28 protein-coding genes are annotated in these 25,829 nt (G+C 64.9%); 11 read left to right on the top strand and 17 right to left on the bottom strand.

What is annotated here, in order from left to right:
- From ACW7G0_RS10410 to ACW7G0_RS10400, 3 genes are all read left to right on the top strand, one after another.
- A partial coding sequence (locus ACW7G0_RS10410) for a copper resistance system multicopper oxidase (protein ID WP_456989558.1) occupies positions 1 to 1,744 on the top strand: 1,744 nt, incomplete at its 5' end.
- Complete coding sequence (locus ACW7G0_RS10405; RefSeq protein ID WP_456989557.1) at positions 1,741 to 2,799, top strand: copper resistance protein B; 1,059 nt, start codon at positions 1,741 to 1,743, stop codon at positions 2,797 to 2,799. The genes ACW7G0_RS10410 and ACW7G0_RS10405, both read left to right, overlap by 4 nt.
- Positions 2,800 to 2,869: 70 nt before the next feature.
- Positions 2,870 to 3,421 (top strand): DUF411 domain-containing protein, encoded by a 552-nt coding sequence (locus tag ACW7G0_RS10400; RefSeq protein ID WP_456989556.1) that lies wholly within the window; start codon positions 2,870 to 2,872, stop codon positions 3,419 to 3,421.
- A gap of 5 nt (positions 3,422 to 3,426) precedes the next feature.
- On the opposite strand, the gene ACW7G0_RS10395 is transcribed toward ACW7G0_RS10400, so the two are convergent.
- Both ACW7G0_RS10395 and ACW7G0_RS10390 read right to left on the bottom strand, forming a co-directional pair.
- Positions 3,427 to 3,918: a hypothetical protein gene (locus tag ACW7G0_RS10395; protein ID WP_456989555.1), complete on the bottom strand. Its 492-nt coding sequence runs from the start codon at positions 3,916 to 3,918 to the stop codon at positions 3,427 to 3,429.
- Positions 3,915 to 4,559, bottom strand: a complete 645-nt coding sequence (locus ACW7G0_RS10390) for a DUF5671 domain-containing protein (RefSeq protein ID WP_456989554.1) — start codon at positions 4,557 to 4,559, stop codon at positions 3,915 to 3,917. The genes ACW7G0_RS10395 and ACW7G0_RS10390 overlap by 4 nt, the downstream gene beginning before the upstream one ends.
- Before the next feature lie 186 nt (positions 4,560 to 4,745).
- Here ACW7G0_RS10390 and ACW7G0_RS10385 point away from each other — a divergent pair, with 186 nt between their 5' ends.
- From ACW7G0_RS10385 to ACW7G0_RS10370, 4 genes are all read left to right on the top strand, one after another.
- Entirely contained in the window at positions 4,746 to 5,999 is a 1,254-nt protein-coding gene (locus tag ACW7G0_RS10385; protein ID WP_456989553.1) for a sensor histidine kinase, read from the top strand.
- Positions 5,992 to 6,774, top strand: a complete 783-nt coding sequence (locus ACW7G0_RS10380; protein ID WP_456989552.1) for a LytR/AlgR family response regulator transcription factor — start codon at positions 5,992 to 5,994, stop codon at positions 6,772 to 6,774. The genes ACW7G0_RS10385 and ACW7G0_RS10380 overlap by 8 nt, the downstream gene beginning before the upstream one ends.
- A gap of 12 nt (positions 6,775 to 6,786) precedes the next feature.
- Positions 6,787 to 7,215 carry a hypothetical protein gene (locus tag ACW7G0_RS10375; RefSeq protein ID WP_456989551.1) on the top strand — a complete coding sequence of 143 codons (429 nt, stop codon included), beginning with the start codon at positions 6,787 to 6,789 and terminating at the stop codon, positions 7,213 to 7,215.
- A gap of 102 nt (positions 7,216 to 7,317) precedes the next feature.
- Complete coding sequence (locus ACW7G0_RS10370; protein ID WP_456989550.1) at positions 7,318 to 7,797, top strand: DUF1203 domain-containing protein; 480 nt, start codon at positions 7,318 to 7,320, stop codon at positions 7,795 to 7,797.
- Here ACW7G0_RS10370 and rlmF read toward each other — a convergent pair.
- The 14 genes from rlmF to ACW7G0_RS10300 all read right to left on the bottom strand — a co-directional run bounded on the left by rlmF (position 7,794) and on the right by ACW7G0_RS10300 (position 21,282).
- Positions 7,794 to 8,774, bottom strand: a complete 981-nt coding sequence (gene rlmF / locus ACW7G0_RS10365; RefSeq protein ID WP_456989549.1) for a 23S rRNA (adenine(1618)-N(6))-methyltransferase RlmF — start codon at positions 8,772 to 8,774, stop codon at positions 7,794 to 7,796. The genes ACW7G0_RS10370 and rlmF overlap by 4 nt on opposite strands.
- A gap of 61 nt (positions 8,775 to 8,835) precedes the next feature.
- Positions 8,836 to 9,504 (bottom strand): helix-turn-helix transcriptional regulator, encoded by a 669-nt coding sequence (locus ACW7G0_RS10360; protein ID WP_456989548.1) that lies wholly within the window; start codon positions 9,502 to 9,504, stop codon positions 8,836 to 8,838.
- A 3-nt stretch (positions 9,505 to 9,507) separates the two neighbouring features.
- A complete protein-coding gene (locus tag ACW7G0_RS10355; RefSeq protein WP_456989547.1) occupies positions 9,508 to 10,197 on the bottom strand; it encodes a hypothetical protein in 690 nt (229 codons plus the stop codon).
- A gap of 173 nt (positions 10,198 to 10,370) precedes the next feature.
- Positions 10,371 to 10,874, bottom strand: coding sequence for a peptide-methionine (S)-S-oxide reductase MsrA (gene msrA, locus ACW7G0_RS10350; RefSeq protein ID WP_456989546.1), 504 nt, complete (start codon positions 10,872 to 10,874; stop codon positions 10,371 to 10,373).
- Positions 10,871 to 11,320 (bottom strand): peptide-methionine (R)-S-oxide reductase MsrB, encoded by a 450-nt coding sequence (gene msrB, locus ACW7G0_RS10345; protein WP_456963164.1) that lies wholly within the window; start codon positions 11,318 to 11,320, stop codon positions 10,871 to 10,873. Before msrB ends, msrA begins: the two co-directional genes overlap by 4 nt.
- Positions 11,321 to 11,463: 143 nt before the next feature.
- Positions 11,464 to 12,492 carry a glycerophosphodiester phosphodiesterase gene (locus tag ACW7G0_RS10340; protein ID WP_456989545.1) on the bottom strand — a complete coding sequence of 343 codons (1,029 nt, stop codon included), beginning with the start codon at positions 12,490 to 12,492 and terminating at the stop codon, positions 11,464 to 11,466.
- Between the two features lie 26 nt (positions 12,493 to 12,518).
- Positions 12,519 to 14,057, bottom strand: a complete 1,539-nt coding sequence (locus ACW7G0_RS10335) for a phospholipase D family protein (RefSeq protein ID WP_456989544.1) — start codon at positions 14,055 to 14,057, stop codon at positions 12,519 to 12,521.
- A 144-nt stretch (positions 14,058 to 14,201) separates the two neighbouring features.
- On the bottom strand, positions 14,202 to 15,515 hold the full coding sequence (locus ACW7G0_RS10330) for an MFS transporter (RefSeq protein ID WP_456989543.1): 1,314 nt from the start codon (positions 15,513 to 15,515) through the stop codon (positions 14,202 to 14,204).
- Positions 15,428 to 16,588, bottom strand: a complete 1,161-nt coding sequence (locus ACW7G0_RS10325) for an MBL fold metallo-hydrolase (RefSeq protein WP_456989542.1) — start codon at positions 16,586 to 16,588, stop codon at positions 15,428 to 15,430. Before ACW7G0_RS10325 ends, ACW7G0_RS10330 begins: the two co-directional genes overlap by 88 nt.
- A gap of 36 nt (positions 16,589 to 16,624) precedes the next feature.
- A complete protein-coding gene (locus ACW7G0_RS10320; protein ID WP_456989541.1) occupies positions 16,625 to 17,344 on the bottom strand; it encodes a dihydrofolate reductase family protein in 720 nt (239 codons plus the stop codon).
- 134 nt (positions 17,345 to 17,478) lie between these two features.
- Positions 17,479 to 18,414 carry a TIGR03571 family LLM class oxidoreductase gene (locus tag ACW7G0_RS10315; protein WP_456989540.1) on the bottom strand — a complete coding sequence of 312 codons (936 nt, stop codon included), beginning with the start codon at positions 18,412 to 18,414 and terminating at the stop codon, positions 17,479 to 17,481.
- A gap of 104 nt (positions 18,415 to 18,518) precedes the next feature.
- On the bottom strand, positions 18,519 to 19,502 hold the full coding sequence (locus tag ACW7G0_RS10310; RefSeq protein WP_456989539.1) for an aldo/keto reductase: 984 nt from the start codon (positions 19,500 to 19,502) through the stop codon (positions 18,519 to 18,521).
- 161 nt (positions 19,503 to 19,663) lie between these two features.
- On the bottom strand, positions 19,664 to 21,097 hold the full coding sequence (locus tag ACW7G0_RS10305; RefSeq protein ID WP_456989538.1) for a hypothetical protein: 1,434 nt from the start codon (positions 21,095 to 21,097) through the stop codon (positions 19,664 to 19,666).
- A complete protein-coding gene (locus ACW7G0_RS10300) occupies positions 21,094 to 21,282 on the bottom strand; it encodes a hypothetical protein (RefSeq protein ID WP_456989537.1) in 189 nt (62 codons plus the stop codon). The genes ACW7G0_RS10305 and ACW7G0_RS10300 overlap by 4 nt, the downstream gene beginning before the upstream one ends.
- Before the next feature lie 181 nt (positions 21,283 to 21,463).
- Between ACW7G0_RS10300 and ACW7G0_RS10295 the strand changes: the two genes are divergently transcribed.
- Positions 21,464 to 22,459, top strand: a complete 996-nt coding sequence (locus ACW7G0_RS10295) for an RNA polymerase sigma factor (RefSeq protein ID WP_456989536.1) — start codon at positions 21,464 to 21,466, stop codon at positions 22,457 to 22,459.
- Between the two features lie 74 nt (positions 22,460 to 22,533).
- Positions 22,534 to 22,869: a rhodanese-like domain-containing protein gene (locus ACW7G0_RS10290; RefSeq protein ID WP_456989535.1), complete on the top strand. Its 336-nt coding sequence runs from the start codon at positions 22,534 to 22,536 to the stop codon at positions 22,867 to 22,869.
- 32 nt (positions 22,870 to 22,901) lie between these two features.
- On the opposite strand, the gene ACW7G0_RS10285 is transcribed toward ACW7G0_RS10290, so the two are convergent.
- On the bottom strand, positions 22,902 to 23,315 hold the full coding sequence (locus ACW7G0_RS10285) for a winged helix-turn-helix transcriptional regulator (protein ID WP_456989534.1): 414 nt from the start codon (positions 23,313 to 23,315) through the stop codon (positions 22,902 to 22,904).
- A gap of 110 nt (positions 23,316 to 23,425) precedes the next feature.
- Here ACW7G0_RS10285 and namA point away from each other — a divergent pair, with 110 nt between their 5' ends.
- Positions 23,426 to 24,493 (top strand): NADPH dehydrogenase NamA, encoded by a 1,068-nt coding sequence (namA, locus tag ACW7G0_RS10280; RefSeq protein ID WP_456989533.1) that lies wholly within the window; start codon positions 23,426 to 23,428, stop codon positions 24,491 to 24,493.
- A 134-nt stretch (positions 24,494 to 24,627) separates the two neighbouring features.
- Positions 24,628 to 25,626 carry an LLM class flavin-dependent oxidoreductase gene (locus tag ACW7G0_RS10275; RefSeq protein ID WP_456989755.1) on the top strand — a complete coding sequence of 333 codons (999 nt, stop codon included), beginning with the start codon at positions 24,628 to 24,630 and terminating at the stop codon, positions 25,624 to 25,626.
- Positions 25,627 to 25,829: the final 203 nt, after the last annotated feature.

Genomic DNA, 25,829 nt, shown 5'->3' with positions numbered 1-25,829 from the left:
TGTCACCGCTTTTTCCGGGGGCGGCCTCGCGGCTGGCGGGGGGTTTGGGCGTTTCCGGGCTCTTCCCCCCAGCGCCGCTGCCCAGACCCTGCAGACCCTGAGCGGCACCGACTTCGACCTGTCCATTGGCGGCTCGATGGTCGACTTCACCGGTCGCGCGCGCCCTGCCGTCACCGTCAATGGCACGTTGCCTGCCCCGCTGCTGCGCTGGCGCGAAGGCGACACCGTGACCGTGCGCGTGGCCAACCGCCTGCGCGATGCGTATTCGTCCGTCCACTGGCACGGCATTTTGCTGCCGGCCAACATGGACGGCGTGCCCGGCCTGAGCTTTGACGGCATCGCTCCGGGCGAAACGTTCACCTACCAGTTTCAATTGCAGCAGTCCGGCACCTACTGGTACCACAGCCACTCGATGTTCCAGGAGCAGGCCGGGCTGTACGGCCCGATCATCGTCGAACCGCGCACACCGGCGCCTTACCACTACGACCGCGAGCACGTGGTGCTGCTGTCGGACTGGACCGACATGGATCCGACCGCGCTGTTCCGGCGCATGAAGAAGAACGCCAGCTACGACAACTACTACCAACCCACCTTCGGCGACTTCGTGCGTGATGCGCGCAGTGAAGGTCTGTCGGCCACGCTGCGGGACCGGATGATGTGGGGGCAGATGCGGATGACGCCGTCCGATATTTCCGACATCAACGGCCACACCTACACCTTCCTGATGAACGGCACCGCGCCGGCCGGCAACTGGACGGGCCTGTTCCGTCCGGGCGAGAAGGTCCTGCTGCGCTTCATCAACGGCTCGGCAATGACCTATTTCGACGTGCGCATCCCGGGCCTGAAGATGACCGTGGTCGCCGCCGACGGGCAGTACATCCACCCCGTCACCGTCGACGAGTTCCGCATCGCGGTGGCCGAGACTTTCGATGTACTGGTCGAGCCAGCGGGGGCGGACGCGTTTGCGATCTTTGCCCAGGACATGGGCCGTACCGGCTACGCCCGCGGCACTCTCGCGGTGCGTCAGGGCCTGCAACCGCCGGTGCCGCCGCTCGACCCGCGCCCGCTGCTGACCATGGACGACATGGGGCATGGCGGCATGGACCACGGCAGCATGGGTCACGGCAGCGCGGGTGATGCCGACACAGGGCATGCGGCCATGGGGCACGCCGGCCACGACATGCAGGCGATGTCCGGCATGGACCACTCGGCAGGCGGCATGCAGCAACACCCCGCCAGTGAAACCGGCAACCCGCTGGTCGACATGCAGGCGATGTCGCTGGCACCGAAACTGGACGACCCCGGCATCGGACTGCGCGACAACGGCCGCACGGTACTGACCTATGCCGCGATGAAGAGCCTGTTCGACGATCCGGACGGCCGCGAGCCCAGCCGCGAGGTCGAGCTGCACCTGACCGGCCACATGGAGAAGTTCGCCTGGTCGTTCAACGGCCAGAAATTCGCCGATGTCGAACCGCTGCGGCTCAACTACGGCGAGCGCATGCGCATCGTGCTGGTCAACGACACCATGATGAGCCACCCGATCCACCTGCACGGCATGTGGAGCGACCTGGAGGACGAGAACGGCGACTTCCATCTGCGCAAGCACACCGTCGATATCCCGCCGGGCACCAAACGCAGCTATCGCGTCCGCGCCGACGCCCTCGGCCGCTGGGCCTTCCACTGCCACCTGCTGTACCACATGGAAGCGGGAATGATGCGCGAAGTGAGGGTCGAGGAATGAGCCGTTCTCTTTTCCCCTCCACCACGGTGATGGCGCTCGCGCTGGGCATGGCTCTGCATGGCACTGCCGTTGCCCAGGATCATCACGACCACGCCGCGCCGACGCCGACGCCGGTTGACCATTCGGCAATGAACCACGGCGACGATGCCAGTCAAAAGGACATCGACCACGCGGCCATGGATCATGCCGCGATAGGGCATGGCAGCACGGATCAATCCCCACATCACCCGGCCACTGCATCACCTGCCAAGACTTCCGATCACTCGGGCATTGACCATGGCGCGATGGACCACTCGACCATGGATCACGCCGCGATGGGGCACGGCGCGCCACCACAGACGAAACCGATCACGCCGATTCCCACGGTAACCGATGCCGACCGTGCGGCCGCATTCCCGGTGCTGGCGCTGCCGATGACACACGCGCCCGAGATCAACCGCTACGTGGCGTTCAATCGCCTGGAAGCCTGGGATGCCCAGCCAGGCACGGGACAACTCTGGGAAGCTCAGGCCTGGGTGGGCAGCGACCTCAACCGGCTGTGGCTGCGCACCGAGGGCGAGCGCATCGGCGGCAAGACCGAAGCGGCCGAACTGGAAGCCTTCTACGGACGCAGCGTGTCGACCTGGTGGGACGTCCTGGCGGGCATCAAGCACGATTTCAACCCGGGTGGCTCGCAGACCTGGGCGGCCTTCGGAGTGCAGGGTCTGGCACCCTACAAGTTCGAGGTCTCGGCCACCGCCTACGTCGGCGAGTCGGGCCAGACGGCGGCCAACGTGGAGGTCGAGTACGAGTTGCTGCTGACCAACCGGCTGATCCTCCAGCCGCTGGTCGAGGTAACGGCCTTCGGCAAGGATGACCCGGCACGAGGAACCGGTTCCGGGTTGAGCACTGTGGAGGCCGGTATACGCCTGCGTTACGAGATCGACCGGAAATTCGCCCCGTATATCGGCGTGGTCCACGAACGCGCGTTCGGCAACACCGCGGACTTCCGTCGCAGCGAGGGCGAGGACACCCGCGATACCCGCCTGGTGGCAGGCGTGCGGATCTGGTTTTAGCCGCGGCGAACAGCCACTGCAGCCTCCACCCACGAGCCTTCACCTATCACGATACAAGTGAGAAACACGCATGAAACGCAACCAACTCGTATTGACCATCATCGCGCTAGCCTCTGCGCATGCTCTTACCGCATGCGCGCAAGCGCCCGACAACAACACTGCGCCGGCATCGTCGCCGACACTGTTCACCCACTCCGCATCGGACGTCTCCGCGCAAAGTCCGGTGCCCGCCCAGTCCGCCCTGCCGTTGATGGTCGTCAGCAAGAGCCCCAATTGCGGCTGTTGCCAGTTGTGGGTGGAGCACATGGAACACGCCGGCTTCACGGTCCAGGTCGTGAATACCCACAACGTGAATGCGATCAAGGAGCGGGTGGGCGTTCCGTATGGCAAGGGCTCCTGCCATACCGCGGAAGTGGACGGCTATTTCGTCGAAGGCCATGTCCCGGCGGATGACATCAAGCGACTGCTGACGGAACGGCCGGCAGGCAAGGGGCTGGTCGTGCCGGGCATGCCGGCCGGCTCACCGGGAATGGAACTGCCCGATGGCCGCGTCCAGCCCTATGTCGTCGAACTCGTCGCCCACGACGGCAGCACGTCCGCGTTCGCCCACCACGCGGATTGACACGCTCAGCCGATTGCAGCGCGCTGCGCCGGCGGTCCCTGGCCGGAGTCCGCCGCAGGCTCGTGCTTGCGGTCGAAGCAATGGCGACCGGCGGCGTGGTTCCACTCGACCCCGCTCCGCGGTTGGCCCGCTGCGGTGCGGGCGGTGTCGGTACTGAAGTTCGCGCAGAGACGATAGCCGCGCTCACCGGTGACCTGGTAGTCGTACGCCGTGCCGTCTACCGGGTCCAGCGGGACCTGCTGTCCCGGCAGGCTTGCCAGGGTGGCGATATCCGGTGGCAGTGCGTCGTGCTGCCGTGCATACAGATCCACCAACTGGACGATTTGCTGCAGGTCCTGCACCCGCTTGTTGTCCAGGGTGACCTCGCGCTGCGCCGAGGGTGAGCGCATCAGCGTGATCGCCGCCCCCACGGTCAGCACAACGACGACGGTGGCGACGATCGCCAACCAGCGACCCGCCCGCGCCTGCTCGCTACCCACTTGCCGGCCCTCACTCATGACGGCTTCTCCTCGCGGCGCAGATCCAGCAGGTAATAGCCGAAGATCGTGCCGGAAATCACGCCCACCACCAGCACCTTGAGCACGAAGCGCACCGACAGCTCTCCGCTCAGCAGGCTGTAGACCAGGGTGATCAGGTCGCCGATCAATATGCCGGCCGCGAGGAACAAGGTCAGATAGGTCAGCCAGCGACGCACCAGCGACTGCCGATCGACCGGACTGCGCGCCAGCTCCTTGCCCAAGTGGCGCGCGACAAACAGGAACACCGGGAACGCGATCACCAGCGATGCCACCGACCAGCGCATGGACTGGTCAATCTGGCGAACCGCGTAGCCCGAATCGGCCGGATCCGGGAACGCCCGGTTGATGAAGTCGAACAACAGTCCGCCCAGGTGATACGCCGACACGTACAGCGTCGCGAACAGGACCAGGTAGAGGAACGCCTCGCGCGCCGAGAGATACGGCCGCGGCCGTGGTACCGGCACCGGAAACTCGACATCGGCATACGCAGCCAATGCGCTGTGTGACTGCTCCGGTGGCCAACCGGCCGAGGTGAGGGCGGTCTCGATCGCATCCCTGGACACCCCCTTGGCGAGGGCGTCGCGTACGAACAGCTCCAGATCGTGCGTTGCGTTGGCCAAGGTGATCTCCTAGGTTCAGTGGTATCCAGTCGTGCAAGCTAGCAGGGTAATCCGCGCGCGGGGTCGACAACCAGACACGATTACCCCCGCTTCGTCGCCGTAGTTCCGGTTTCGTCACAATCCTTGTCGCTCCTCCAGCCTGGCTCGCTATGCTCCGGATCAGTCCAAAGCCGTGCGGGAATCACCGTGATCAGAAGCACCTTCTTCGTCCTCCGCCTTGCCATCGTCTGGATGCTGGCGATCTTCCTGTTCGCGGGACTGTGGTCCGAACTGCCGCTGATTGGCTGGCTGGAGTGGCCGATCGCGCTTGGCGGCATGATCATCATGGCACTGGTGGTCACCGGCGCGATCTCGCACCTGGGGCGGGTACGGTTGATTGCCGGTCACATCGACAAGTCCACGCTCGGCAACCGCCAGCGACGGCAGGTCGAGATCCCACTGGAAGCTGGCGAAGCCTTTGACCTGGTCGATGCGGCGATCCGGGAGTTGCCACGCATCCAGAGCGTCGAAAGCGCGCGCGACAGCCTTCAGGTCCGGGCCAAGGTCAAACGTCCCGACATCTACGGCGAACGTCCACTGGGACGCTGGAACCCGATGTTGTGGTTCGGCATCCCGCGCAACCAGATCCTTGCGACCGTCACCCCCGGCAATGACAGCGGCAGCGTGACCCTGATCTGCGAGCCGGAAAGTCCGGCCTGGAGTGACTGGTTCCTGGTCGACGACGGCACCAACTTCGAGAACGCCGAGGCGATCACCCGCGCCATCACCCGCCGTATCGCCGAGGGCCGTCGCAACGAGCAGGCCGCCGCCGCCCAGACCTCGACCGAGAAGGAGCTGACCGTGGCCAAGCTCAGCCTGTTGCACGCGCAGGTCGAGCCGCACTTCCTCTACAACACGCTGGCCAGTGCACAGTTGCTGACCCGCAGCGACCCGTCGGCGGCCGACGACATGCTGGGTCATCTCATCTTGTACCTGCGCCATTCGCTGCCGCGCACAGATGACGAACTCTCGACCCTGGGTGCGGAGCTGGAACGCGCATTGGCCTACCTGGAGATCCTCAGGATCCGCATGGGGGCGCGCCTGTCGGTGCAGGTCGACGTACCCGAGAACCTGCGCGCCACGCCATTGCCACCGATGATGCTGCAAACCCTGGTGGAGAACGCGATCAAGCACGGGCTGGAGCCACGGACCGGCGGCGGCACGGTGTGGATCCGCGCACGCCGCAGCGAGGAATCGGTGGCGGTGACCGTGGCCGATGATGGCGATGGCTTCAACAGCAAGACCAGTGGCACCGGCATCGGCCTGAAGAACGTGCGCGAACGGCTGCGGCTGATCTACGATTCCAATGCGGCGTTGACGGTGATTGCCAACTTCCCCGCCGGCGTCGCCGCGACCCTGACCGTCCCTGCCGGCCCCGCACAGGACCACCGCCATGTCTGATCCAGGCACCACCGGTACCTGCATCGTTGCCGAAGACGAAGCGCTGCTGCGCCAGTCACTGCTCGACCAGCTCCGCCACGCGTGGCCGCAACTGCAGGTGCTGGCCGAATGCGAGGACGGTGCCAGCGCGCTGGAAGCCCTGGCAGAGCACCGGCCCGACGTCGCCTTTCTCGACATCCGCATGCCGGGTCTCAGCGGCCTGGAGGTCGCAACGGCCGCCGCGGAAGTCAGCCCTGACACCCAGATCGTGTTTGTCACCGCATACGACCAGTACGCCATCGACGCCTTTGAGCGCGGGGCGATTGACTACCTGCTCAAACCCATCACCCCGGCGCGGCTGGCCGCCACCGTCACCCGCTTGCAGGCGCGCACCGGCAACAATGACGCCGCCACGCTGGCCGCACTGGTGGAACGGCTGGGCCCGGTCCGACCGCGCGACGACCTGCCCCCGCCGTTGACCTGGATCACCGCCAGCGCCGGCCGCGAGACCCGTCTGATCCTGGTCGATGACGTCGCCTACTTCCGCGCCGACCACAAGTACACGACGGTGATGACGGCCGAGGGCGAGGCCCTGCTGCGCACGCCGATCAAGGAACTGCTCACGGTGCTGGACACGACCACGTTCAAACAGATCCACCGCTCCACCATCGTCAACCTGAAAGCCATCGCCGGCATCGTCCGCGATGACAGCGGCCGCGGCGTCGTCCGCCTCAAATCGCGGCCCGAGACCCTGGCCGTCAGCGCACCGTTCATGACCCTGTTCCGGCATATGTAATCGAGGTGATTTATGAAATTCATGGCCCTGGTCTATTTCGTGTTGTCGTTGTTCGGCTGCGACATCGGCAGCAGTACGTATGTCACCCGCGCCACCGTCGACGGTGCCGACATCCTCTATAGCCAGGCCACCACCCAGGCCGGCGTCGCCCGTTTCGAATGCCTGCGCAGCGCCAGCGGTGCGTGCCACTACACGGTGTTCCCGCGGGAGTGTCCGTCAGCGTCCCAGCCGACGAATCCGCAGATCGAGCGCTGCGAATCCAAGCCAATCGAGCGCTTCACCGTCGCAAAAGGCGAGAGCCGCCAGATCGCCGGCCTGCAGGGTTTCCGGTTGTGCGTCAGTGCCGAAGACGAAGCCCCCGAGCGGGGTTGCGACCCGGAGGCCGCAGTATCCAATCCAGCACGTGATCGCATCACGGCATTCCATGCCGACAGCGACTGAAGGTCGTTACCCGTCGGCGAGCGTGGTATCGCGTCCGAATCCGGCGCGAAACGCCCCCGCCGCTCCACTAACCTGCCCGTCCACCGTCACCTGGACGCCGCCATGGCTTACCGCATTATCGGGCTCTCGCCCGCCCCGTTTGAACACCTGTTCGGACTGTCCGACCTGCAGTTGGCAGAGCATGGCGCCCAGCGCTGGATCGCGGACGCGGACTCCCGCCTACCCGACCGGGTGGAGATCCGCGATGCCGCGCAGGGCGAATCGCTGATCCTGGTCAACTACGAACATCAGCCCGCGGCCACCCCGTACCGCGCGGCTCACGCGATCTTCGTGCGTGAGGGCGCCTCGACCGCTTACGACCGTACCAACGTCGTTCCCGACGCTCTGCTTACGCGGATGCTGTCGCTGCGCGCGTTCGACGCGGCCCACATGATGGTGGCCGCCGAACTGGTCGATGGGCGGGACACCGAGTCAGCCATAGCGCGGCTGTTCGCTGATCCGCAGGTGAGCTATCTCCAGGCCCATTACGCCACCCGGGGATGCTATGCCGCCCGGATCGAGCGGGTACCCGCCGTTGCCTAATAGCCCTGCCCGTTCCAGCGCGCCGCGGCCCATGCCTCGCGGCGGGCCGCGTCGTGGAACGTCCAGGCGACGAACCGGCTTTGCTTGCTGCCCTGCGCCATCGCCACCTCGCGCACCTCATTTGCGCCGGCCTTGCGCAGTTGGCGGCGCACGTCGGCCAGGTGTTCGGACTTCGCCACCAGGCTGCTGAACCACAACACCTGCTGCGCGACGGCGGTGCTCTCGCGGATCATCCGGCGGATGAAGGAGGCCTCGCCGCCGGTGCACCACAACTCCGTGGCCTGGCCGCCGAAGTTCAAGGACGGGCCGTCGCGCGCCGGCGACGGTTTGCCGAGCTGCTGCCACTTGCGCCGGCTGCCGCTCGCGGCCTCCTTCGCGGAGGCGTGGAACGGCGGGTTGCAGAGACTCAGGTCGAACCTCTCATCGGGACGCAGCAAGCCGGCGAACACCTCACCTCGCCCGGACTGGTGGCGCAGCTCGATGGCCTCGTCCAGACCGGGATTCGCCTGCACGATGGCGGCAGCTGATCGCAACGCCGTGGCGTCGACTTCCGAGCCGACGAAACGCCAGCCGTACTCGCCGTGGCCCAGCAACGGATAGATGCAGTTGGCGCCCACACCGATGTCCAGCGCGCGCACCGCCGGGCCGCGCGGGACGATCCCGCCATTGGCCTCGGCCAGCAGATCCGCCAACCCGTGCAGGTAATCGGCCCGACCGGGGATTGGTGGACACAGGTAGCCGTCGGGGATGTCCCAGTGCGCAACGCCGTACTGGACCTTCAGCAGGGCGCGGTTCAAGGTCCGCACCGCTTGCGGATTGCCGAAGTCCAGGCTCGTCTCACCCGCGGGCGTGGTAATCAGGAAGGCTGACAACTCCGGGCAGCCGGCCGTCAACAGCGCGAAATCGTAGCGGCCTTGATGGCGATTGCGCGGGTGCAGCCCGACCGCCGCCGATCCGGATCGTGCCGGCGGCTTCAACCGTCGGCCCTGCGATAGCGTTCCCGGCAGCCCTGGTACCCAACGTCGCGGATTGCAGCGCTCACCGGTCGTGATCCCCGGAAGCCTTGTCGTGCTCCACCGCGGCGCCGAGCCGGAAGCGACAGGCGTCGCCGCCACGCACCAGGCATTCCAGGTGCTGCACCTGGTGCCCACTGGCTGCCTCCATGAAAGCGATGTCGAAACGGCACACCTCCGGATGATTGCGCGCCAGTTCGTGGAATACGCAGTTGTAGGCTTCGACCTGCATTTCGCCGTCGCGGCGGATGGCCTGCGCCTCGTAGCCCAGCGCGTCCAGTTGCTGCGCCAACGTCTTCGCAGCGTCACCCGTGTCGTTGGCGGTGTCGGTAGCCGCAGCCTGGTGACCAAGCTCGCGTCCCATCTCCACCAGCATCGTTTGCACCTGCGCGGGCCCGGCGTCGGTGTACAACCGTTCCAGCACTTTGGTTGCGATCAAGCCGTAATTGCGCGGGAACAATTCGCGCCCCGCCATCGTCAAAAGGTACCGCGCCTGAGGGCGACCGCCGCTCGCTCGCGCCACGCCGTGGCACACGAATCCACCCGCCAGCAACGCAGTGAGGTGCTGCCTCACTGCGTTGTGACTGATGCGCAGCGGCTTGCACAGCGCTTCGACCCCGAGGCCCTGCCCGGCGGGCAACAAGGCCCGCAACAGCTTTTGCTGGGTGGCGCCGAACCGGTGCAGGCCGCTCATGACTCAGCTCACCTTGTCCGGGAACTGCTTGGCAATCGCGCCAGCCAGCGCATCGGCGATTACGTCCATGTGCGCCTGCATGGCGACCCAGGTCTGCGCTTCGGCGTCCATGTCGCCGGTCATGATCTGCCGGGTCTGCGCGCCGTGATGGGCGCCGTGGGCGACCAGCAGCCCGCGAACCGCGTCGGCCGGCAGGTTCGGATTGGCGCCGGCCAGGAACGTGGCGATCTCGCCAGCGTTGGCGACCAGGTCGTCCATCGCCGCACTCGCCCCGGCGGTATCACCTTGGCGGTTGGCGTCGGTCAGCGCCTTGACACCACCCCAGTGGCCACCGAGCAGGCGCAGCATTTCTTCGCCGGCGGCGGCGCCATAGAAACCCGCCACCGCGTCGGAGATTGCCTTGGCGTTGTCGACGACCGCATGCGCAGCGAGGTCTGCGGCGGCGGCATCATCGGCTTTCACGGCGAGCGCATAGTTACGCGTTTCGACCGCGTGGCCGTGCCATAACCCGCGCAGGGCCGCTTGCAGCTTCGGCGCTGCGGGCGCGGCCTCGGCCTCGGCCTGCGTGGCGGTGGTTGCCGCTAACGCGGCGGGTGTCGTCAATGCGTGCTCGTGCGCCTGGAGAGGTGAGCCGGCGCACGCGAAGCCGGCCAAGGCGAGGGAAACAACGGTCGAGAGCAGTAAGGGTTTCATGGTCAAGGCTTCCAGTGTCTGGCCGCAGGAGTGCGGCAACACAAAGCGTGCCCGGTTTTCACATTAACTCAATTTGAATATGTGTAAAGGCCATGTTGCGTCGAAACTGCTGCATCCTGCCGGGCGAAACGACTGGCGCCAAACCTGCAAGAGGCGACCGTAGCAACGCGTATTCAGGCGTCGCGGCGCGGAAGCGTCCAGTCCGGCCGGATGAAGTGGCAGGTGTAGCCCTCGGGATAACGCTCCAGGTAGTCCTGATGCTCGGGTTCGGCTTCCCAGAAATCGCCCACCGGCTCGACCTTGGTGACCACCTTGCCGGGCCACAGGCCTGATGCATCGACGTCGGCGATGGTGTCCTCGGCAACCCGCCGCTGCTCGTCGGAGGTGGTGAAGATCGCCGAGCGGTAGGAACTGCCCAGGTCATTGCCCTGCCGGTCCGTCGTGGACGGGTCGTGGATCTGGAAGAAGAACTCCAGCACCTCGCGATAGCCCAGCTTCGACGGATCGAAGATGATCTCGATCGATTCGGCATGACTGCCGTGGTTGCGATAGGTCGCGTTGGGCAGATCGCCGCCGCTGTAACCGACCCGCGTGGAGATCACGCCGTCATAGCTGCGAATCAGGTCCTGCATGCCCCAGAAGCAACCGCCCGCCAGGACGGCACGTTCGGTACTCATTTCACGTCCTCCACCTGGTCCAGCCAGGCCTCGTAGCCCGCCGCCGCCATGTCATCCCGGTGGATGAACCGCAGCGATGCAGAGTTGATGCAGTAGCGTAGCCCGCCACGGTCCGACGGGCCATCGGGGAACACGTGTCCCAGGTGGCTGTCGCCATGTTTGGAGCGCACTTCAATGCGGGTCATGCCGTGGCTGGCGTCGTGCACCTCGTTGACGTGGGCCGGCTCGATCGGCTTGGTGAAGCTGGGCCAGCCACAATCGGAGTGAAACTTGTCGGACGAGGCGAACAATGGCTCGCCTGACACGATATCCACATAGATGCCCGGCGCCCGGTTGTCCAGGTACTCGCCCGTACCGGGCCGCTCGGTGCCACTTTGCTGGGTGACCCGATATTGCTCCGGCGAAAGCTTCGACAGGGCATCGGGGTTCTTGCTGTACACACTCATGGGCTTCTCCTGCAACAAACCCGGGCGCAGGCCGACAGGCGCGTCGGCGGCGGGGGAATGCTACCTAGATGGTGGTCATCCGCACCAATTCCAACACCCGATTTGCGTGGGCGCAGTATGACGGCACGCCGGGCAGGCGCCACTCAACGGCCGTCAAGCGCCTTGCGGCCAATCGCCGGAGCATCGGTGAAGAACGCATCGATGCCGGCATCCAGGCAGGCGCGGATCTCGGCGATCGAGCCGACTTCGTTGTACCTGCCCGGCTCGTCTCCCAGCCACAGATCACGCGGCAGGAACACGTTCTCCGGCCGGAACGTGTACGTATGCACCTCCAGTCCGGCCGCATGCGCGTCCCGCACCAGCGCCGTCGGCGTGCCCAGCGTGCCTTCGAGTGTGAGCGGAACGATCGCACGGGTGTCCGGACCGATCGCATCGGCATAGCCGGCGATCTCCTGCAGGCCCGCCGGCGTCATCATCTGCGCATAGCTGAGCGCAGCCCCGGCTGCCACCGCGTCGTAGGGTCGCTTCGCACCCACATCAAGCAACTGCAGCAGCCGGATGTTTTGCTGGCCGCCGGCAGCCAGCTTGCCTCGCAGGTACTTCAGGTTGGCGGTCTCGAACGACTGGATCTCCACCGGCGCCGTGCGCGTGTAGACATGCTCAGCCAACGTGCGCAGCAGCGCGTCTTCCATTGGCAAGCCAATTTGACGGAAGTAGGTCGGGTGCTTGATCTCCGGAATGATGCCGACCACCCGCCCGCAAGACGCAGCTTCGGCCGCCACGAAGTCGATGATCTCCGCCAGCGTGACCACGGGAAACTCGCCGTCGTAGCGTGTGCTGCGCCACTGCGGAAGCCGCTCACGCGCACGCAGCGTCTTCAACTCGGCCAGGGTGAAGTCTTCGCTGAACCAACCGCTGACCACGTCACCATTGATGAGCTTGCCGGTCTTGCGCGCGGCGAATTCCGGGCGCCCGGCAACGTCGGTGGTGCGGCCGATCTCGCTTTCGTGACGCGCCACCATCACGCCGTCTCGGGTCATCACCAGGTCCGGTTCGATGAAGTCGGCGCCGTCGACAATCGCCTGACCATACGCGGCCAGCGTGTGCTCGGGCCGCAACGCACTGGCACCGCGATGGGCAATGACCAGCACACGTTCCGCCAGTGGCTTCATGTTGTCCAACCCACCCGGTATGGCCGTCACAGCAACCACTCGATCGGCAGCACCGACATCACCGCCACTGCGGCGCGATCGAGAAAATCGGTGCCCGGTTCCTCGTCGTGCACGACCTGGTGGCCGTCGAGCATTTCCACCCACTGCAATTCACCGTCATCGCCAATGCGGAGGCGATAGGCATTGGCCGGGACCTGCAGCGAAAACAAGTCCGCGATCTGGCCGGCCAGCACCGGACTGTCGATCACGAAGCCCATCTCGGTGTTGAGCCGATCCGAGCGCGGATCGAAGTTGAACGAACCGATGAAAGCGTGCAAACCATCCAGCGAAAAGGTCTTGGCATGCAGGCTGGAGGCGGAACTGCCCGGCAGGCCGCGATCCCTGAGCCGGGATGACACCGTCTTGCGCTTCATCTCCCACAGGGTGACCCCGGCCTCCAGCAGCGGCTTGCGGCGCTTGGCATAACCGGAATGCACCGCGGCGACGTCGGTTGCCTCCAGTGAGTTGGTGAAGACAGTGACCTCGACACCCCGCCCGACCAGACCGGCAAAATAGTCGACCCCGTCCGCACCCGGGACAAAATAGGGTGACACCAGGTACAGCTCGCGCATCGGCGTGCCGATCGCCTCGCGCAGGCGCGTGGTCAGCAGGCCATCATCTTCGGCGCGCCCGAGCCCCTTGGCCGGGTCGTCGCTGACCAACCGCGTCGGCGCCCATTCGATCGGCAAACGTGCGGCCAGCAAGTCGCTCATGAACGCAGACGCGGCGATTGCCTCCAGGTACTCCCGCGCCGCCGGGTCGCGCGCCACCAACGCGGCGTCCCGGCTGAGCTCGTCGAGCAGGGCCAGATCGGCCGGCGCCAGGATGCGATCGGCCGGGTAGGACGAGGCACTGGCCCAGTAGCGATCAAAATCACGCGACACATCGTCGACCACCGGCCCGATCGCAAGCACGTCCAGGTCGGCGAACAGCAACTCGCCGCCCACGTCGAAGTACTCGTCGCCCACGTTGCGGCCGCCGATGATCGTGGCCTGGTTGTCGGCGGTGAACGACTTGTTGTGCATGCGCCGGTTCAGGCGTGGGAAATCCGTGAGGTAACCCAGCCAGCGCCAATCCCGGTTGACGAAAGGATTGAACAACCGCACCTCGATCTGCGGATGCGCGTCCAGCGCGGCCAGCCGCTGGTCGAGACCAACGGTGTTGTTGTCGTCCAGCAACAGGCGCACGCGCACGCCACGGTCGGCAGCGCGATGGGCCGACTCGAACAACAACGTGCCTGACAGGTCGTCATGCCAGATGTAGTACTGGATATCGAGCGTGCGCTCGGCCGCATCCGCCAGCAGGAAACGCGCGGCGAACGCATCGCGCCCCTCGATCAACGGCACGATGCCGGAGATGCCGGGATGGGCCGCGACGCGGGAGGCGATGGCGCGCCCCAACCGGGTATCAGCCGTGTCCGTCAACGTGGTCGAGACACTGCGCCCGCCAAGGTCGGGAAGCTCTTCGTGGCCCCACAGCAGGACGCTGATGGCCAGAAGCAGCGCCGCCAGCAGGATCCACCGCACGACGGGCTTTCGCGAAGGTCTCTTAGTCCCCGCCTGTAAATTTGATATAAATTTCTCCATCATTTACATCAAATTTACAGGACGACAGAAGATCGGCTCACGCTACCTGCTTATTCAGCGATCCGTCGGCTTCCACTCTGCATTTCAGGCAGGAGTCTTGTCGGCGCGTGACGCGAGGAACGCCAGGAATGCAGCAGCCAGCAACACCGCGGCGCTCACCACGAACGTGGTCGCATAGCCACTCGTGTCGAACAGCACGCCTCCGACCGTCGAGCCCAATGCGATGGACAACTGGATGACCGCCACCATCAGCCCGCCACCGGCCTCGGCGTCGTCCGGCATCGTCCTGGCCACCCACGACCACCAGCCCACGGGCGCGGCCGTGGCCAGAAGACCCCAGAGGCCGAACAGGACCGCCACGCCGACAAGCCAGCCGCCGAACGCGACCAGCGCCACGGCGATCACCGCCATCAGCACCGGGATCGCGACCAGCGTGCGGTAAAAATCCAGCTTCAGGAGCGTGCCGATGACCGCGGTGCCGATGAGGCCCGCGACGCCGATGATCAGCAGGATGAAGGACAGCGTGGCCACGTCCACCAGCGTCACCATCTCGAGGAACGGCCGCACGTAGGTGAACAACACGAACTGCCCCATGAAGAAGGCGCCGACCGCCAGCATGCCGAGGGTGACCAGCCGGCGCCTGAGCAGCCTGAAAACGTTTCCGGAGCTCGCCGTGCGCGGGCCGGGCGGCATCGACGGTAGGCTGATCCATTGCCAGACAAGCGCGATCAGCGCGACCGGCACCAGGCACAGGAACGCACCGCGCCAACCGACGGCCCCACCAAGCCACGCACCCAATGGCGCGGCCACCACCACCGCCAGCGCGTTGCCGCCATTGAAGATGGCCAGCGCCTTGGGCACCTTGTCGCTCGGCACCAGCCGCATCGCCACCGCCGCCGACAGCGACCAGAACCCGCCCACGACCACACCGATCAGCGCACGGCCGACCATGTAGGTCAGGTAGTCGGGCGCCAATCCAACGACCAGGCCCGAAGCGCACATCAGCCCGGTCAACACCAGCAGCAGGGTCTTGCGGTTCATGGTGCCGGCGAGCGTCGAGATGGACAGGCTGGTCAGCACCGCAAAGGCGCCGGAGATGGCGATCCCGTAGCCTGCCCAGCCTTCGCTGATCCGCAGATCCGTGGCGATCGGCGTCAGCAGGCTGACGGGCATGAACTCCGAGGCGATGAGCGCGAACACGCACATCGTCATCGCGAAGACGCCGCTCCAGTAAGCGGGTTCCGCCCCGGCCTGCTGCGCCGCGGGCGTGTCGCTGGCGGGGTTGCCGGGGTTGGCGGGATCGGCAGATGTCATGGCGTGCTTGCTTGTGTCGGAGCGGTCGCGGGCGCGGGATGCGCGCCTGCGGTCGCATCCTGACTGGTGCCGGACGTCCACCACGTCGTGAACACCTGCGGGCGATCGTCGAAGTGGACCGGCTGGCCGATCGTCGGCGTCCACAGAGCGTAGTCGCGCCCCTTGCTGGCCTCGACAAGACGTTCGAACGGGTCGTTCCAGTCATGCGGTGCGAGGGTGAAACGCCCCACGTGTTGCGGCGTCAGCGCCCGTGCCCCGAGGTCCACCGCGGCCTGGGCCGCCTGTTCCGGATTCATGTGCAGGTTCGCCCAGCGGGGGTCGTACTGGCCGGTGTCGAGCGCCACCCAGTCGAACGGGCCGTGGAGTTCCCCGATCGCGGAGAAGTGGTCGCCATAACCGGAATCACCGCTGAAGAAGATCCGCCGCTGCGGCGTCTGCATGGCGAAGCCGACCCACAGCGATTTGGCGCGGGTGAACGTGCGCCCGGAGTAATGCCGCGCCGGCGTGGCATGGAGCGCCAAGCCTTCCCCGAGCGCGAGCGTGTCGTGCCAGTCGAGCTCGTCGATCCTGTCGGCGTCGTAACCCCACGACTCGAAATGCGCGCCGACGCCGAGCCCGGTGACCACGCGATCGACCATCGGTTCGATCGCCAGGATCGTGGGGTAGTCCAAGTGGTCGAAATGGTCGTGCGTGATCAGCAGGACATCGATCCGCGGCAGGTCGTCCGCGGAGTAGATGCTGGTACCGGAGAACGCCTCGATGAAGCCCGGCAGCGGCGCCGCGTTGGCGCTGAACACCGGGTCGATCAGGATCCGTTGGCCCGCCAACTGCACGTACCAGGAGGAATGGCCGAGCCACACCACCAGGTCCTCGTTGACGTCAAGCGACTTCAGGTCGGTCTTCTGCGCGGGAATGTCATGCGGCGGCCGCGGATTGCCTTTCTCGGCCATCAGGTTGTCGATCTGGATCGACAGCTGGGTGGCGCCCGCAGTCAGGAAAGGCGTGTCGACCAGGTTCTGGAACCCGCCGTCGACATGGTTCGGAGACCGCTCGATGAGGATGAGCCGCTCGCCTTGCGGCATTTGCCCGAACACGGGCTTGCGCAAGTAGAGCAGCACGGAGACAACGACGATCGCGGCGATGGCGACCAGCACCATCAGGGAGCGGAACCAGGTGATGTTCTTCACTTCACTTCAATTCTTTATGGAATAGCGGATCCACAAGGTGCCGTGCTCCAGCTCCTCAACGGACTCGAGCTTGAAAGCCGTTTCCTTGACGGCGGTATACGGTTCTTTTGCGGCGAAAAACCGGTGGGCTGCTGGATCACCATTTGCGATGGGAGCCAGGATCACGCTCACTTCGTCGACCAGTCCGTTCTGGACGAACGACCAGTTGAGCGTTCCGCCGCCCCCGACCATCATCCGTTTGATGTGGAACAGGTTGTAGAACCTGTCCAGCATCAACTCGTAATCGATCTGATCCTTGCCGGCAACGATGTACGAGATCTTCTTCTTCCTGAGGAAATCCTTGAACGCGTTCGAAGCCTGCTCGGTCAGCACCTCGACGACGTGCGACGGGATGCCGCCATAGCCGAAGGTGTTGTCCTCGAACGCCAGCTCACCGCGCGCGTCGATCGACAGGTAATACATCGGCGCATCGGACACGGCAACGTAGTCCCCTTCAGGCACCGGGGCTGCGTTTTCATCGAGCTCGGGCTTACGGTAATGGGTGATGTTGTCTTGCGTTGACGTCTTGCCGTTCAGGTACCCCTGCACGTCCAACTGCTGCTTTTCAGGGGAGAGCGAAAGCTCTTGGTACTGCCGGCTCGCTTCCCTGAATTCCGGAAGATCCATGATGTCCAGATTGCCATCGATGGATGTGTGCGTATGGATGACGACGTAGGGCTTGTCCATTGTTCACTCCTCGTGGATTCAGAACCACAGTCTGGCGCGAACGCAATGCAATGATTAGATACTTGAACTTCATTGCACCTATTAGCTCGACTTATCAATCGAGGGCGATCTGGACGCGTTGCGGCGCCGGTCCCTTAGCCAAGAGCAGGTAGCACGTCGCGGGCGATGATCTCCAGGTTCTCATGCGCCTCCATGCCGTTCGGCACGATATTGAGGAGCGCGTGGTGGGTGCCGGCATCCCGCATGGCTTCCAGCACGCCGACCAGTGCAAGCGAGCCAGTTCGATAGCCGAGCTTGATGTCTTCGGCCGGAGCTGCGCGGTCTTCGACGAGTTCAATGGCCACCGCCACGCTGAAACTGCGGAACTCGCCCCCAGCGGAGCGATCGACAGCCGTCCGCCAAAGCGCATGTCGGTTGTGCTGCACTTCGGGCGGGCGATGATAGGTCGCCCATCCGCAGGCATTACGCGCGATCCAGTTGAGACTCTGACCGCCAGAACCGATGGCGAGCATGGGGATGATGCTTTGCGCAGAAGGCCGAAGCTCGAAGGCGATGTCCGGATTGGAAGCCGCCCGCAGGATGCGTGACGGCTGCTCCAGCGCCGCAGCGAGCTCGGCCCAGTGTGCGCGATAGAGTTCTCTGCGATCGTTGGAATCTGCCCCGAAAGCGGCAAACTCCTCGGGCCGATCGCCGGATCCGAGACCCAGCACGAAGCGCCCCGGGGCCAAGCGGTCGAGCGAGATCGCAGCCTTGGCGATATGGAGCGGATGCCGGAGCGTCAGCACGGTTGCTGCGGTGCCGATCGCGATGCGCGAGGTCGCGGCGGCAATGGCTCCCAGCATCGCGAAGGGTTCTGGATGACCGAACGCTTCGGGATACCACGGCCCATTCAGCGGAACGTCGCGCACCCAGACAGCGGCGAAGCCAAGCTGATCGGCAATCGCGGTCAATTCCACCTGTTGGCGAGCGTCAATATCCTCGGTCCCGGTTGCGCGGATCGGAAGCACAATGCCGATCGACATCTGACCTTCGCGAAACAGGCTTTCGCGGCTTTCCGGTTGTTGGGACATGATCGCCCTACTCCGAGGTTATCCATTGCGGTCCGACAGCAGCGAAGTTCCGGCTGATCTTCATGATGATTTCCTCGAAAGTTGTCTTGAAACGTCAACCGGCCTCAAGCCAGGGCGCTGGCATCGTCCAGGCTGGCGATATCGGTCGCAGTCAGCGTCAGTCGGGTGGCGCGGATCAGGCCGTCAACCTGCTCGACGCTGGTGGCGCTGGCGATCGGCGCGGTCACGCCTTCACGCGCGATCAGCCACGCCAGCGCGACTTCCGCCGGTTTGGCATCCCGCGCCTTGGCCACCGCGTCGAGCGCCGCGAGAATGCGCAGGCCGCGCGCATCGAGGTACTTCTCGACGCCGCCGCCGCGCACACTCTTGCCCAGGTCGTCCTTGCCGCGGTACTTGCCGGTCAGGAACCCCGCCGCCAGGCTGAAGTAGGTGATGACCCCCAGCTGTTCTGCCATGGCCAGGTCGCGCAGTTCGCCTTCGTAGCTTGAGCGGTCGTAGAGGTTGTATTCGGGCTGCAGCACGTCGTAGCGCGGCAGGCCGGCGTTGCCGGCGACATCCAGCGCTTCGCGCAGCTGCACCGCACTGTAGTTGGAGGCCCCGATGGCGCGCACCTTGCCCTGCTTGATGAGGGTTTCGTAGGCGCGCAGGGATTCCTCCACCGGCGTGTGTTCGTCGGGAAGGTGGCTGAGGTACAGATCGATGCGATCGGTCTGCAGCCGGCGCAGCGAGTCCTCGGCGGCGCCCACGATGCGCTTGGCCGACAAGCCGCTGCGATCCGGCCCCAGCGGCGAGCCGACCTTGGTGATGAGCACGACCTTGTCGCGGCGCGAAGCATCAACCTTGAACCACTGTCCGATGATGGTTTCCGATTCACCGCCCTCGTGACCCGGCACCCAGGCCGAATACACATCGGCGGTATCGATGGCGTTGAGGCCCGCACCGATGAAGCGATCCAGCATGGCGAACGACGTGTCCTTGTCGGCTGTCCAGCCGAACACATTGCCGCCAAAGACCAGCGGGGCGATCTGCAGGCCGGTCTTGCCCAGGGTGCGTTTGGCCGGGGGAGTGGCGTTGCTTTGAGTTGTCATGATCCGGTTGTTCCTGTTGTGCGGATAGGCTTCGTATGCGAAGTGCCGTCATCGAACAGCGCACCCTTGGCGACTTCGGATGGCTGATTTAGGTCTGGGTGGCGATTCATCTGACCATCGTCCTGATAGGGCCCCGCAAGCAGCGTTACATGAGGCCCACGCTACTTCGAATCAACTTTCCTCAGCCCGCTTGCCAGCTCCCCGGCTTTGTCCAGCATGGGATCCCGCAAGCTCGTGTAGTCGTCGAACGTGTACGGCACGCGGATGTCCGGTTCGAATGACGGGACGTGCATCGGGAACAACAGCGTTATCCAGAAGCAGCCGCGTTCGCCCCAGCATGGCTTGGTGTAGTCGTGGTAGCCGGTGGCGAAGTAGACCTTGATTTTGGAATTGGGCAGTGCGAACGAACCGCCTTCCGCCCAGATGCGCACTCGGTCGCCGGCGGGCTCCCCGATGACGGTAACCTTGTCGCCGCCATGTTCTTTCACCAATGCCAAGCTGACGTTGCCTGCGGAGAACGTCCACGCGCTGGTCAGTACATACACGTGCTGGATCGAATCCGTCTGCGTAGCAATGTGCTTCATCAACGAAGCGGTCTTCGTGAAATCGCCGCCTTGGTTCAGGCGCAGGTCGAGGACGATGAAACGCGGTTTGTCGGCAGCGATTCCTTGCTCCACGTGCGCAATGAATTTCCCGATGGGATGGCCTGGCTCGTCCATGTTGCTGCGGAATTGCACGTAATAGATCTGTTGGTCCGGCCACCACGCCGTCTGGAAAGGGTTGTCGTACTCGCGCAGAAACTGCGGTAGCTGGATGTCTCGTGGCAGCAGCGTTCTCCATTCTTCGCTTTCGCCGTCGATGCGCCGGGGCGACAGGAAGGAATCGGAATACACGCTGGGGGAGTTCGCATCAGGCGGATCGGCGATCACGGTCACGGCGCGCTGGCTGCCATCGAGCATCTGCACTCCCAGGCTTATTCGATCCGATTGTGTTGCGAAGCCTGCCGCATGCAGAATTTCTGGCGATTCTACGAAGATCTGGACAATGAACTGGTCGTAGTGATTGCGTGGGCCGAGCGTGTAGGCGTACATGCGATCAGCCACCGTGTCGATGGGCATTCCATCGATGGTCAACAGCTTGGCGCCGAGCAGTTCGGCACATTTTGGTTTTGCGCGAATGACGTAGTAGCCGTCCGCAAAGTGATAAAACCGACAGGGAATGCGGTTGTTTTGGGTAGACAGGTACCCCTTGGATACCGAGGAGTGGCCGTTGTCCGACAACGCAACCATCCGAGAGACTGCCAAGGCGAACCCTGTCGGCGATAAAGTGCCAGCGTTCGTCATCGCTTCGTCATGCAGGGCCTTCGCCTGCACGAGTGCTTCAGGCGAGTAGGCGCGGTTGAGCGTGAAGTAGTTCTGGAAGTAATCCAGGTCCTGCCGCTGCGCAGTGGCCAGATCCTGCGCCGGCGGGTAGTCCGCCTCCGGCGCGTCGGGATAGAAGGTATGGACAAAGACCAGCGCCAGCAACCCAACTACGGTCGATAACGCCAGCAAGCATCCAACGATCCATAAGCCAACTTTGTATCGAATTTTCACGTAGTCGTCCGGGTCAGGGCGTAATGCCAGTTCATGGCACGCAGTGGGCAACCGTACAGGAGGTGCCGCATGCGCCGGCGACAAACCCTGAGTCGACGGAATTGCAGCTTCGTCGAAGTCAGCCACTTCACGACCGTGGTGCCGGTCGCCTCGCGGAAGCGGCGGGTGAAGGTGCGGCGACTCATGTGGGCGGCTCCACGGCGACAGGATCGACCTTTGAGCTAGGCTCCACCGTATGTGCCAGCCAGTGCACGCCTGTCGCGTTCGGTGCGAGGCCGCTCGCCTTTTCCTGACCCGACGTAGGAGGTTCTGTCACATCTGCCTCGCTCGCTCGTTACTCATACAACACCTGACACATGGCCGACGATGAACGAGACAACTCCCGCGATGAACCCGGTCGGTGATGCCGACTTTTTCGCCGCCCAGCGCGGCGACCGAAACGCGTTCGGGCGGCTCGTGCTGGCGACGCAGAAGACCGTGGCGACCGTTGCGTTGGCGGTGACACGCGACGTGCAACTGAGTGAGGACATCGCGCAGGACACATACGTAAAGGCATGGCAGCGGATTGGCTCGCTGCGGAGCCCGGAGAGCCTACTGCCGTGGTTGCGGCAGGTCAGCCGGAACGGAGCGATCGACCATGTGCGGCGCCGTCGCCACCAGGAAGTCGCGCTCGACGTGGACGACGCGCGTATTGCCGGAGCCGCCGCGCACGGGCCGGAACCCGACGCCTGGGTGCACGACAGGCAACGCTCGGAACAGCTCGCTCGAGCGCTGGACGCCGTACCCGACGACAGCCGTGAAGTATTACTGCTCTTCTATCGCGAAGGTCAGAGCACCCGCCACCTCGCCGTCTTGCTGGGTCTCAGCGATGGCGCCGTGCGCAAGCGGCTGCAGCGAGCGCGCGATGCGCTGCAGTCCGAACTGCTGGCTCAGGTCGGCGAGGTCTCCCGTCACAGTGCCCCCGGCCTGGCCTTCGCTGCACTGGTGGTCGGCTCGCTGGGGCCGCGCGAGGCCGCAGCTGCCACGACCGCCTCGGCCGCGGGCGCGAAATGGGCGCTGGGTGCGATCGCAAGCGTGTTTGCGGCCCTGACGCTGGTGCTGGGCGCGGTGTTCATTGACGTCCGGCGTGCGGTGCGCCGCGCCCGTACACCCGCCGAACGCAGCGATTTGCTACGTCACGGCGTGATTTACGCAGGGGTGATGGCGAGCTTCGTCGGCGTCCTGTTCTGGTCGAAGCACGGCGACTGGTCGCTGGCACGGCTGCTGGTGGTATCAGGTCTGTATTCGCTGGTGATCATCGCTCTGGGCATCGGCCGGGCCCGCATCCATCGCCGCCATCGCCGCCATCGCCCCGATCGTTGAGCTTCTGTTTTGCGCTGCGCCCGGGCGACGGCCGTTGCGGCTTGCCCTGTCCATTTCCGCTGGAGAACGATCAAATGCTTGCATTGTTGATGGGCGTCAAGTCCATGTCCTGCAGGGACGTCCAGGCCCTGCCGTCCGACGGACGCGCGTGCGTGTTCGACGTCAACGATGAGTCGCGCTGGTTGGTTGCTCATGTTCCGGGCGCGCGAAACCTCAATCCGCGGGGATTCGCCGGGGATGAACTGCCCGCCGATACCGACACGCTGCTGGTTTTCTATTGTTCCAATCCGATGTGCCGCAAGGCACCGATGGCGGCGCGGCGGGCGAAGGCCATGGGCTATGCGAATGTCAGAATCATGGCGGCGGGGATCCAAGGCTGGATGGCTGCGAACCTGCCGGTGGAGCCCTAACGGGTTGTCGAGCGACCGGGCATCGCTGCCCGCTATCGCGGCGACCCTGCCGCTTGCCGTTCGCCAGCCTTGGCGGCCGGCTCGGAAAGTTCAACGCCCCGCGCGTCAAGCCACTTCTCCCCCCATTCGCTGAGCCCCACGAGGAAAGGCTCGAGACTGCGTCCCTCGTCGCTGACCGTGTACTCCACTCGCGGAGGTACCACCGGAAAAACGGTTCGGATCACCAGACCGTCTGCTTCCAGTTCCCGTAACTGTTTTACGAGCAATCGTGCGGTGATGCCCTTCAGGGCTCGCTGCAGCTCGTTGAACCGATGGGTGCCGTCCTTCAGCAGGTGGTAGAGGATCACCCCCTTCCACTTGCCGCCCATGATGTGCAGTGCCGCTTCGATCGCACAGCCAGGCGCTTCCTGGTAGTCCCTCAGTCTTCTTTTTGGGCTTGCATTCATACGCTACGCTTTTTTGTACTACCTACAGTTTTGTGCAGTAGATGCCACAGATGAAGTGACTCTAGCATGTCTCAACGCTGACACTTTCAAAGTGTCCTTACGGAGTTGATATGAGTTCTTTACTGCTGTCCCCCTTCGAGATCGCGGGCCTTGAGCTACGCAATCGCGTGGTGATGTCGCCCATGTGCATGCACGTCGCCGAGGAGGATGGTTTTGTGACCGACTGGCACCGGGTCCACTACGGCGCACGTGCCCAAGGGCAGGTGGGACTGATTTTTCCGGAAACCCTGGCGATCACTCGTGACGGGCGAACCGCTGACGGGGACCTGGGCATCTGGAGTGACGCCCATGTGGCCGGCCTGAAAAGCCTCGTCGACCTGTTGCATGGCTTCGGAGCCAAGGTCGGAGCGCAGATCGGCCATGGCGGGCGTAACGTTCTCCTATCGGGCGCCAATCTGATCGCGCCGTCCGCAATCCCTTTCAGCGAAGATCGCCCCGTGCCGAAGGCCCTTTCGAGGGATGAAATCGGGCAGGTGGTGGATGCGTTCGGGCAGGCGGCACAGCGCGCCGGGGCGGCGGGTTTCGATGTACTGGAAATCCATGCTGCGCACGGCTACTTGCTTAACGAGTTCCTCTCTCCACTGTCCAACACGCGGACCGACGAGTACGGCGGCGACGCCGAACGCCGCTACCGGCTCCTCGGGGAGGTCATCGACAAGGTGAAGCAGTGCTGGCACGGCCCACTTTTCGTCCGCATCTCCAGCACTGATTACACCGACGGTGGCAACACGCCCGAATCTTTTGTGAGATACGCCAAGCTGATGAAGGGTCAGGGGGTTGATCTCATCGACTGCAGCTCGGGGGGAATCGCGCCAGTCAAGGTCCAGAGCTATCCCAACTACCAGGTGCCCGCGGCTGAGCTGCTCCGTCGCGAGGCCGGCATTGCCACAGGGGCCGTCGGCTTGATTACGAGCGGACGGCAGGGGGAAGAGATCCTCCGCAATGGTCGCGCAGATCTGGTGTTCGTGGGGCGGCAACTGCTGCGCGATCCGTTCTGGGTTCGTACTGCCGCCGACCAACTATCTCAGCATATTCACACGCCGGTGCAGTACACCCGGTACGGCGCCGTCTGGCTGGATACCCCGCCTGCGCCTGCGGAGCAACAAAAAGCTGCGTAGCAGGTAGTAGTCTTTGGCCCGCGCCTCAGCCCCCTTTCCTGGAGTTAGCCGATGTCCTTCATGCGCCTTCATTACCCCCACTCATCCGCGCCAGGCGCAGCCGCCCCGGCGGTATCCCGATGACTGGCCATATCATGCCGCGCCTGTCGATCCTCGAGCTCGGTCGCGTACGCGAGGGAGGCGACCGCGGCACCGCGCTCGACGAGGCGCGTGAGCTCGCCCGCCAGGCCGAGGACTGGGGCTACCAGCGTTTCTGGATCGCCGAGCATCACAACATGCCGGCGGTCACCACCGCGGCGACCTCGCTGGTGATCGCCCACGTGGCCGCCGGAACCCGAAAGATCCGGGTCGGCGCCGGCGGCGTGATGCTGCCCAACCACTCGCCCTACATCATCGCCGAGCAGTTCGGCACGCTGGCCACGCTGTTCCCCGGCCGCATCGACCTGGGCCTCGGCCGCGCGCCGGGCACCGACCAGATGACCCTGCGCGCACTGCGCCGTGCCCCCGGCAACTCGGACAACTTCCCGCAGGACGTGCAGGAACTCCAGGCCTGGCTGGCGCCGGTGCAGCCGGGCCAGCGGATCGAAGCGGTGCCCGGCTCGGGCACCGAAGTTCCATTGTGGATCCTGGGTTCCAGCCTGTTCGGCGCCCAGCTCGCGGCCGAGCTCGGCCTGCCCTTCGGCTTCGCCTCGCACTTCGCGCCGCAGGCGCTGGACCAGGCGCTGGCCATCTACCGTGAGCGGTTCAAGCCCTCGGCGCAGCTCGACCGGCCCTATGCGCTGGTGGGCGTCAACATCGTGGCCGCGCCCACCGATGCCGAGGCCCGGCGCCTCGCCACCAGCCAGCAGATGTCGTTCACCGACATCTTCCGCGGCACGCGCGGCCTGACCCAGCCGCCCATCGACGACATCGAGGCCTACTGGACCCCGCAGGAAAAGGTCCAGGCCTCGCACATGCTGGCGCATAGCATCATCGGCAGCCCCGACACGGTGCGCGCAGGCATGCAGGCCCTGGTCGCGCGCACCGGCGCCGACGAACTGATGGTGGTCTCGGACATATTCGACTTCGAACTGAGGCTGCGCTCGTTCCAGATGACCGCGGAGATCATGGGAGCGCACCCGACGTCAGCGTAAGACTTCCGAACGCCGCTCTCGCATCAGCGCCGCCGCGAGAGCGGCTCGAGGATCGGGCTCCGCACGGAGCACACCTGATGGAGCCAACCCCGTATCGGTCCGCTGGGCGCATCGGAAACCCGTGGCGCGGGCGGGCCGATCAGCGTGAAAGTGGCCACCGTCCCTGGCGGTGCGGCGGCGGTTCCTGTCACCTATCAACATTG

The organism is Lysobacter sp. A286, assembly GCF_054052105.1.
This window is presented reverse-complemented; position numbering and strand designations above follow the sequence as displayed.

Bases quoted from the DNA above. Each gene is read 5' to 3' on its own strand.
- ACW7G0_RS10375 (WP_456989551.1), top strand. From the start codon at position 6,787: ATGAAATTCATGGCCCTGGTCTATTTCGTGTTGTCGTTGTTCGGCTGC.
- ACW7G0_RS10295 (WP_456989536.1), top strand. From the start codon at position 21,464: ATGAACGAGACAACTCCCGCGATGAACCCGGTCGGTGATGCCGACTTT.
- ACW7G0_RS10310 (WP_456989539.1), bottom strand. From the start codon at position 19,502: ATGACAACTCAAAGCAACGCCACTCCCCCGGCCAAACGCACCCTGGGC.
- ACW7G0_RS10300 (WP_456989537.1), bottom strand. From the start codon at position 21,282: ATGAGTCGCCGCACCTTCACCCGCCGCTTCCGCGAGGCGACCGGCACC.
- ACW7G0_RS10320 (WP_456989541.1), bottom strand. From the start codon at position 17,344: ATGGACAAGCCCTACGTCGTCATCCATACGCACACATCCATCGATGGC.
- ACW7G0_RS10380 (WP_456989552.1), top strand. From the start codon at position 5,992: ATGTCTGATCCAGGCACCACCGGTACCTGCATCGTTGCCGAAGACGAA.
- ACW7G0_RS10325 (WP_456989542.1), bottom strand. From the start codon at position 16,588: ATGGTGCTGGTCGCCATCGCCGCGATCGTCGTTGTCTCCGTGCTGCTC.
- ACW7G0_RS10315 (WP_456989540.1), bottom strand. From the start codon at position 18,414: ATGTCCCAACAACCGGAAAGCCGCGAAAGCCTGTTTCGCGAAGGTCAG.
- ACW7G0_RS10400 (WP_456989556.1), top strand. From the start codon at position 2,870: ATGAAACGCAACCAACTCGTATTGACCATCATCGCGCTAGCCTCTGCG.
- ACW7G0_RS10340 (WP_456989545.1), bottom strand. From the start codon at position 12,492: ATGAAGCCACTGGCGGAACGTGTGCTGGTCATTGCCCATCGCGGTGCC.
- ACW7G0_RS10290 (WP_456989535.1), top strand. From the start codon at position 22,534: ATGCTTGCATTGTTGATGGGCGTCAAGTCCATGTCCTGCAGGGACGTC.
- ACW7G0_RS10355 (WP_456989547.1), bottom strand. From the start codon at position 10,197: ATGAAACCCTTACTGCTCTCGACCGTTGTTTCCCTCGCCTTGGCCGGC.
- ACW7G0_RS10275 (WP_456989755.1), top strand. From the start codon at position 24,628: ATGCCGCGCCTGTCGATCCTCGAGCTCGGTCGCGTACGCGAGGGAGGC.
- ACW7G0_RS10370 (WP_456989550.1), top strand. From the start codon at position 7,318: ATGGCTTACCGCATTATCGGGCTCTCGCCCGCCCCGTTTGAACACCTG.
- ACW7G0_RS10395 (WP_456989555.1), bottom strand. From the start codon at position 3,918: ATGAGTGAGGGCCGGCAAGTGGGTAGCGAGCAGGCGCGGGCGGGTCGC.
- msrA (WP_456989546.1), bottom strand. From the start codon at position 10,874: ATGAGTACCGAACGTGCCGTCCTGGCGGGCGGTTGCTTCTGGGGCATG.
- namA (WP_456989533.1), top strand. From the start codon at position 23,426: ATGAGTTCTTTACTGCTGTCCCCCTTCGAGATCGCGGGCCTTGAGCTA.
- ACW7G0_RS10285 (WP_456989534.1), bottom strand. From the start codon at position 23,315: ATGAATGCAAGCCCAAAAAGAAGACTGAGGGACTACCAGGAAGCGCCT.
- ACW7G0_RS10360 (WP_456989548.1), bottom strand. From the start codon at position 9,504: ATGAGCGGCCTGCACCGGTTCGGCGCCACCCAGCAAAAGCTGTTGCGG.
- msrB (WP_456963164.1), bottom strand. From the start codon at position 11,320: ATGAGTGTGTACAGCAAGAACCCCGATGCCCTGTCGAAGCTTTCGCCG.
- ACW7G0_RS10405 (WP_456989557.1), top strand. From the start codon at position 1,741: ATGAGCCGTTCTCTTTTCCCCTCCACCACGGTGATGGCGCTCGCGCTG.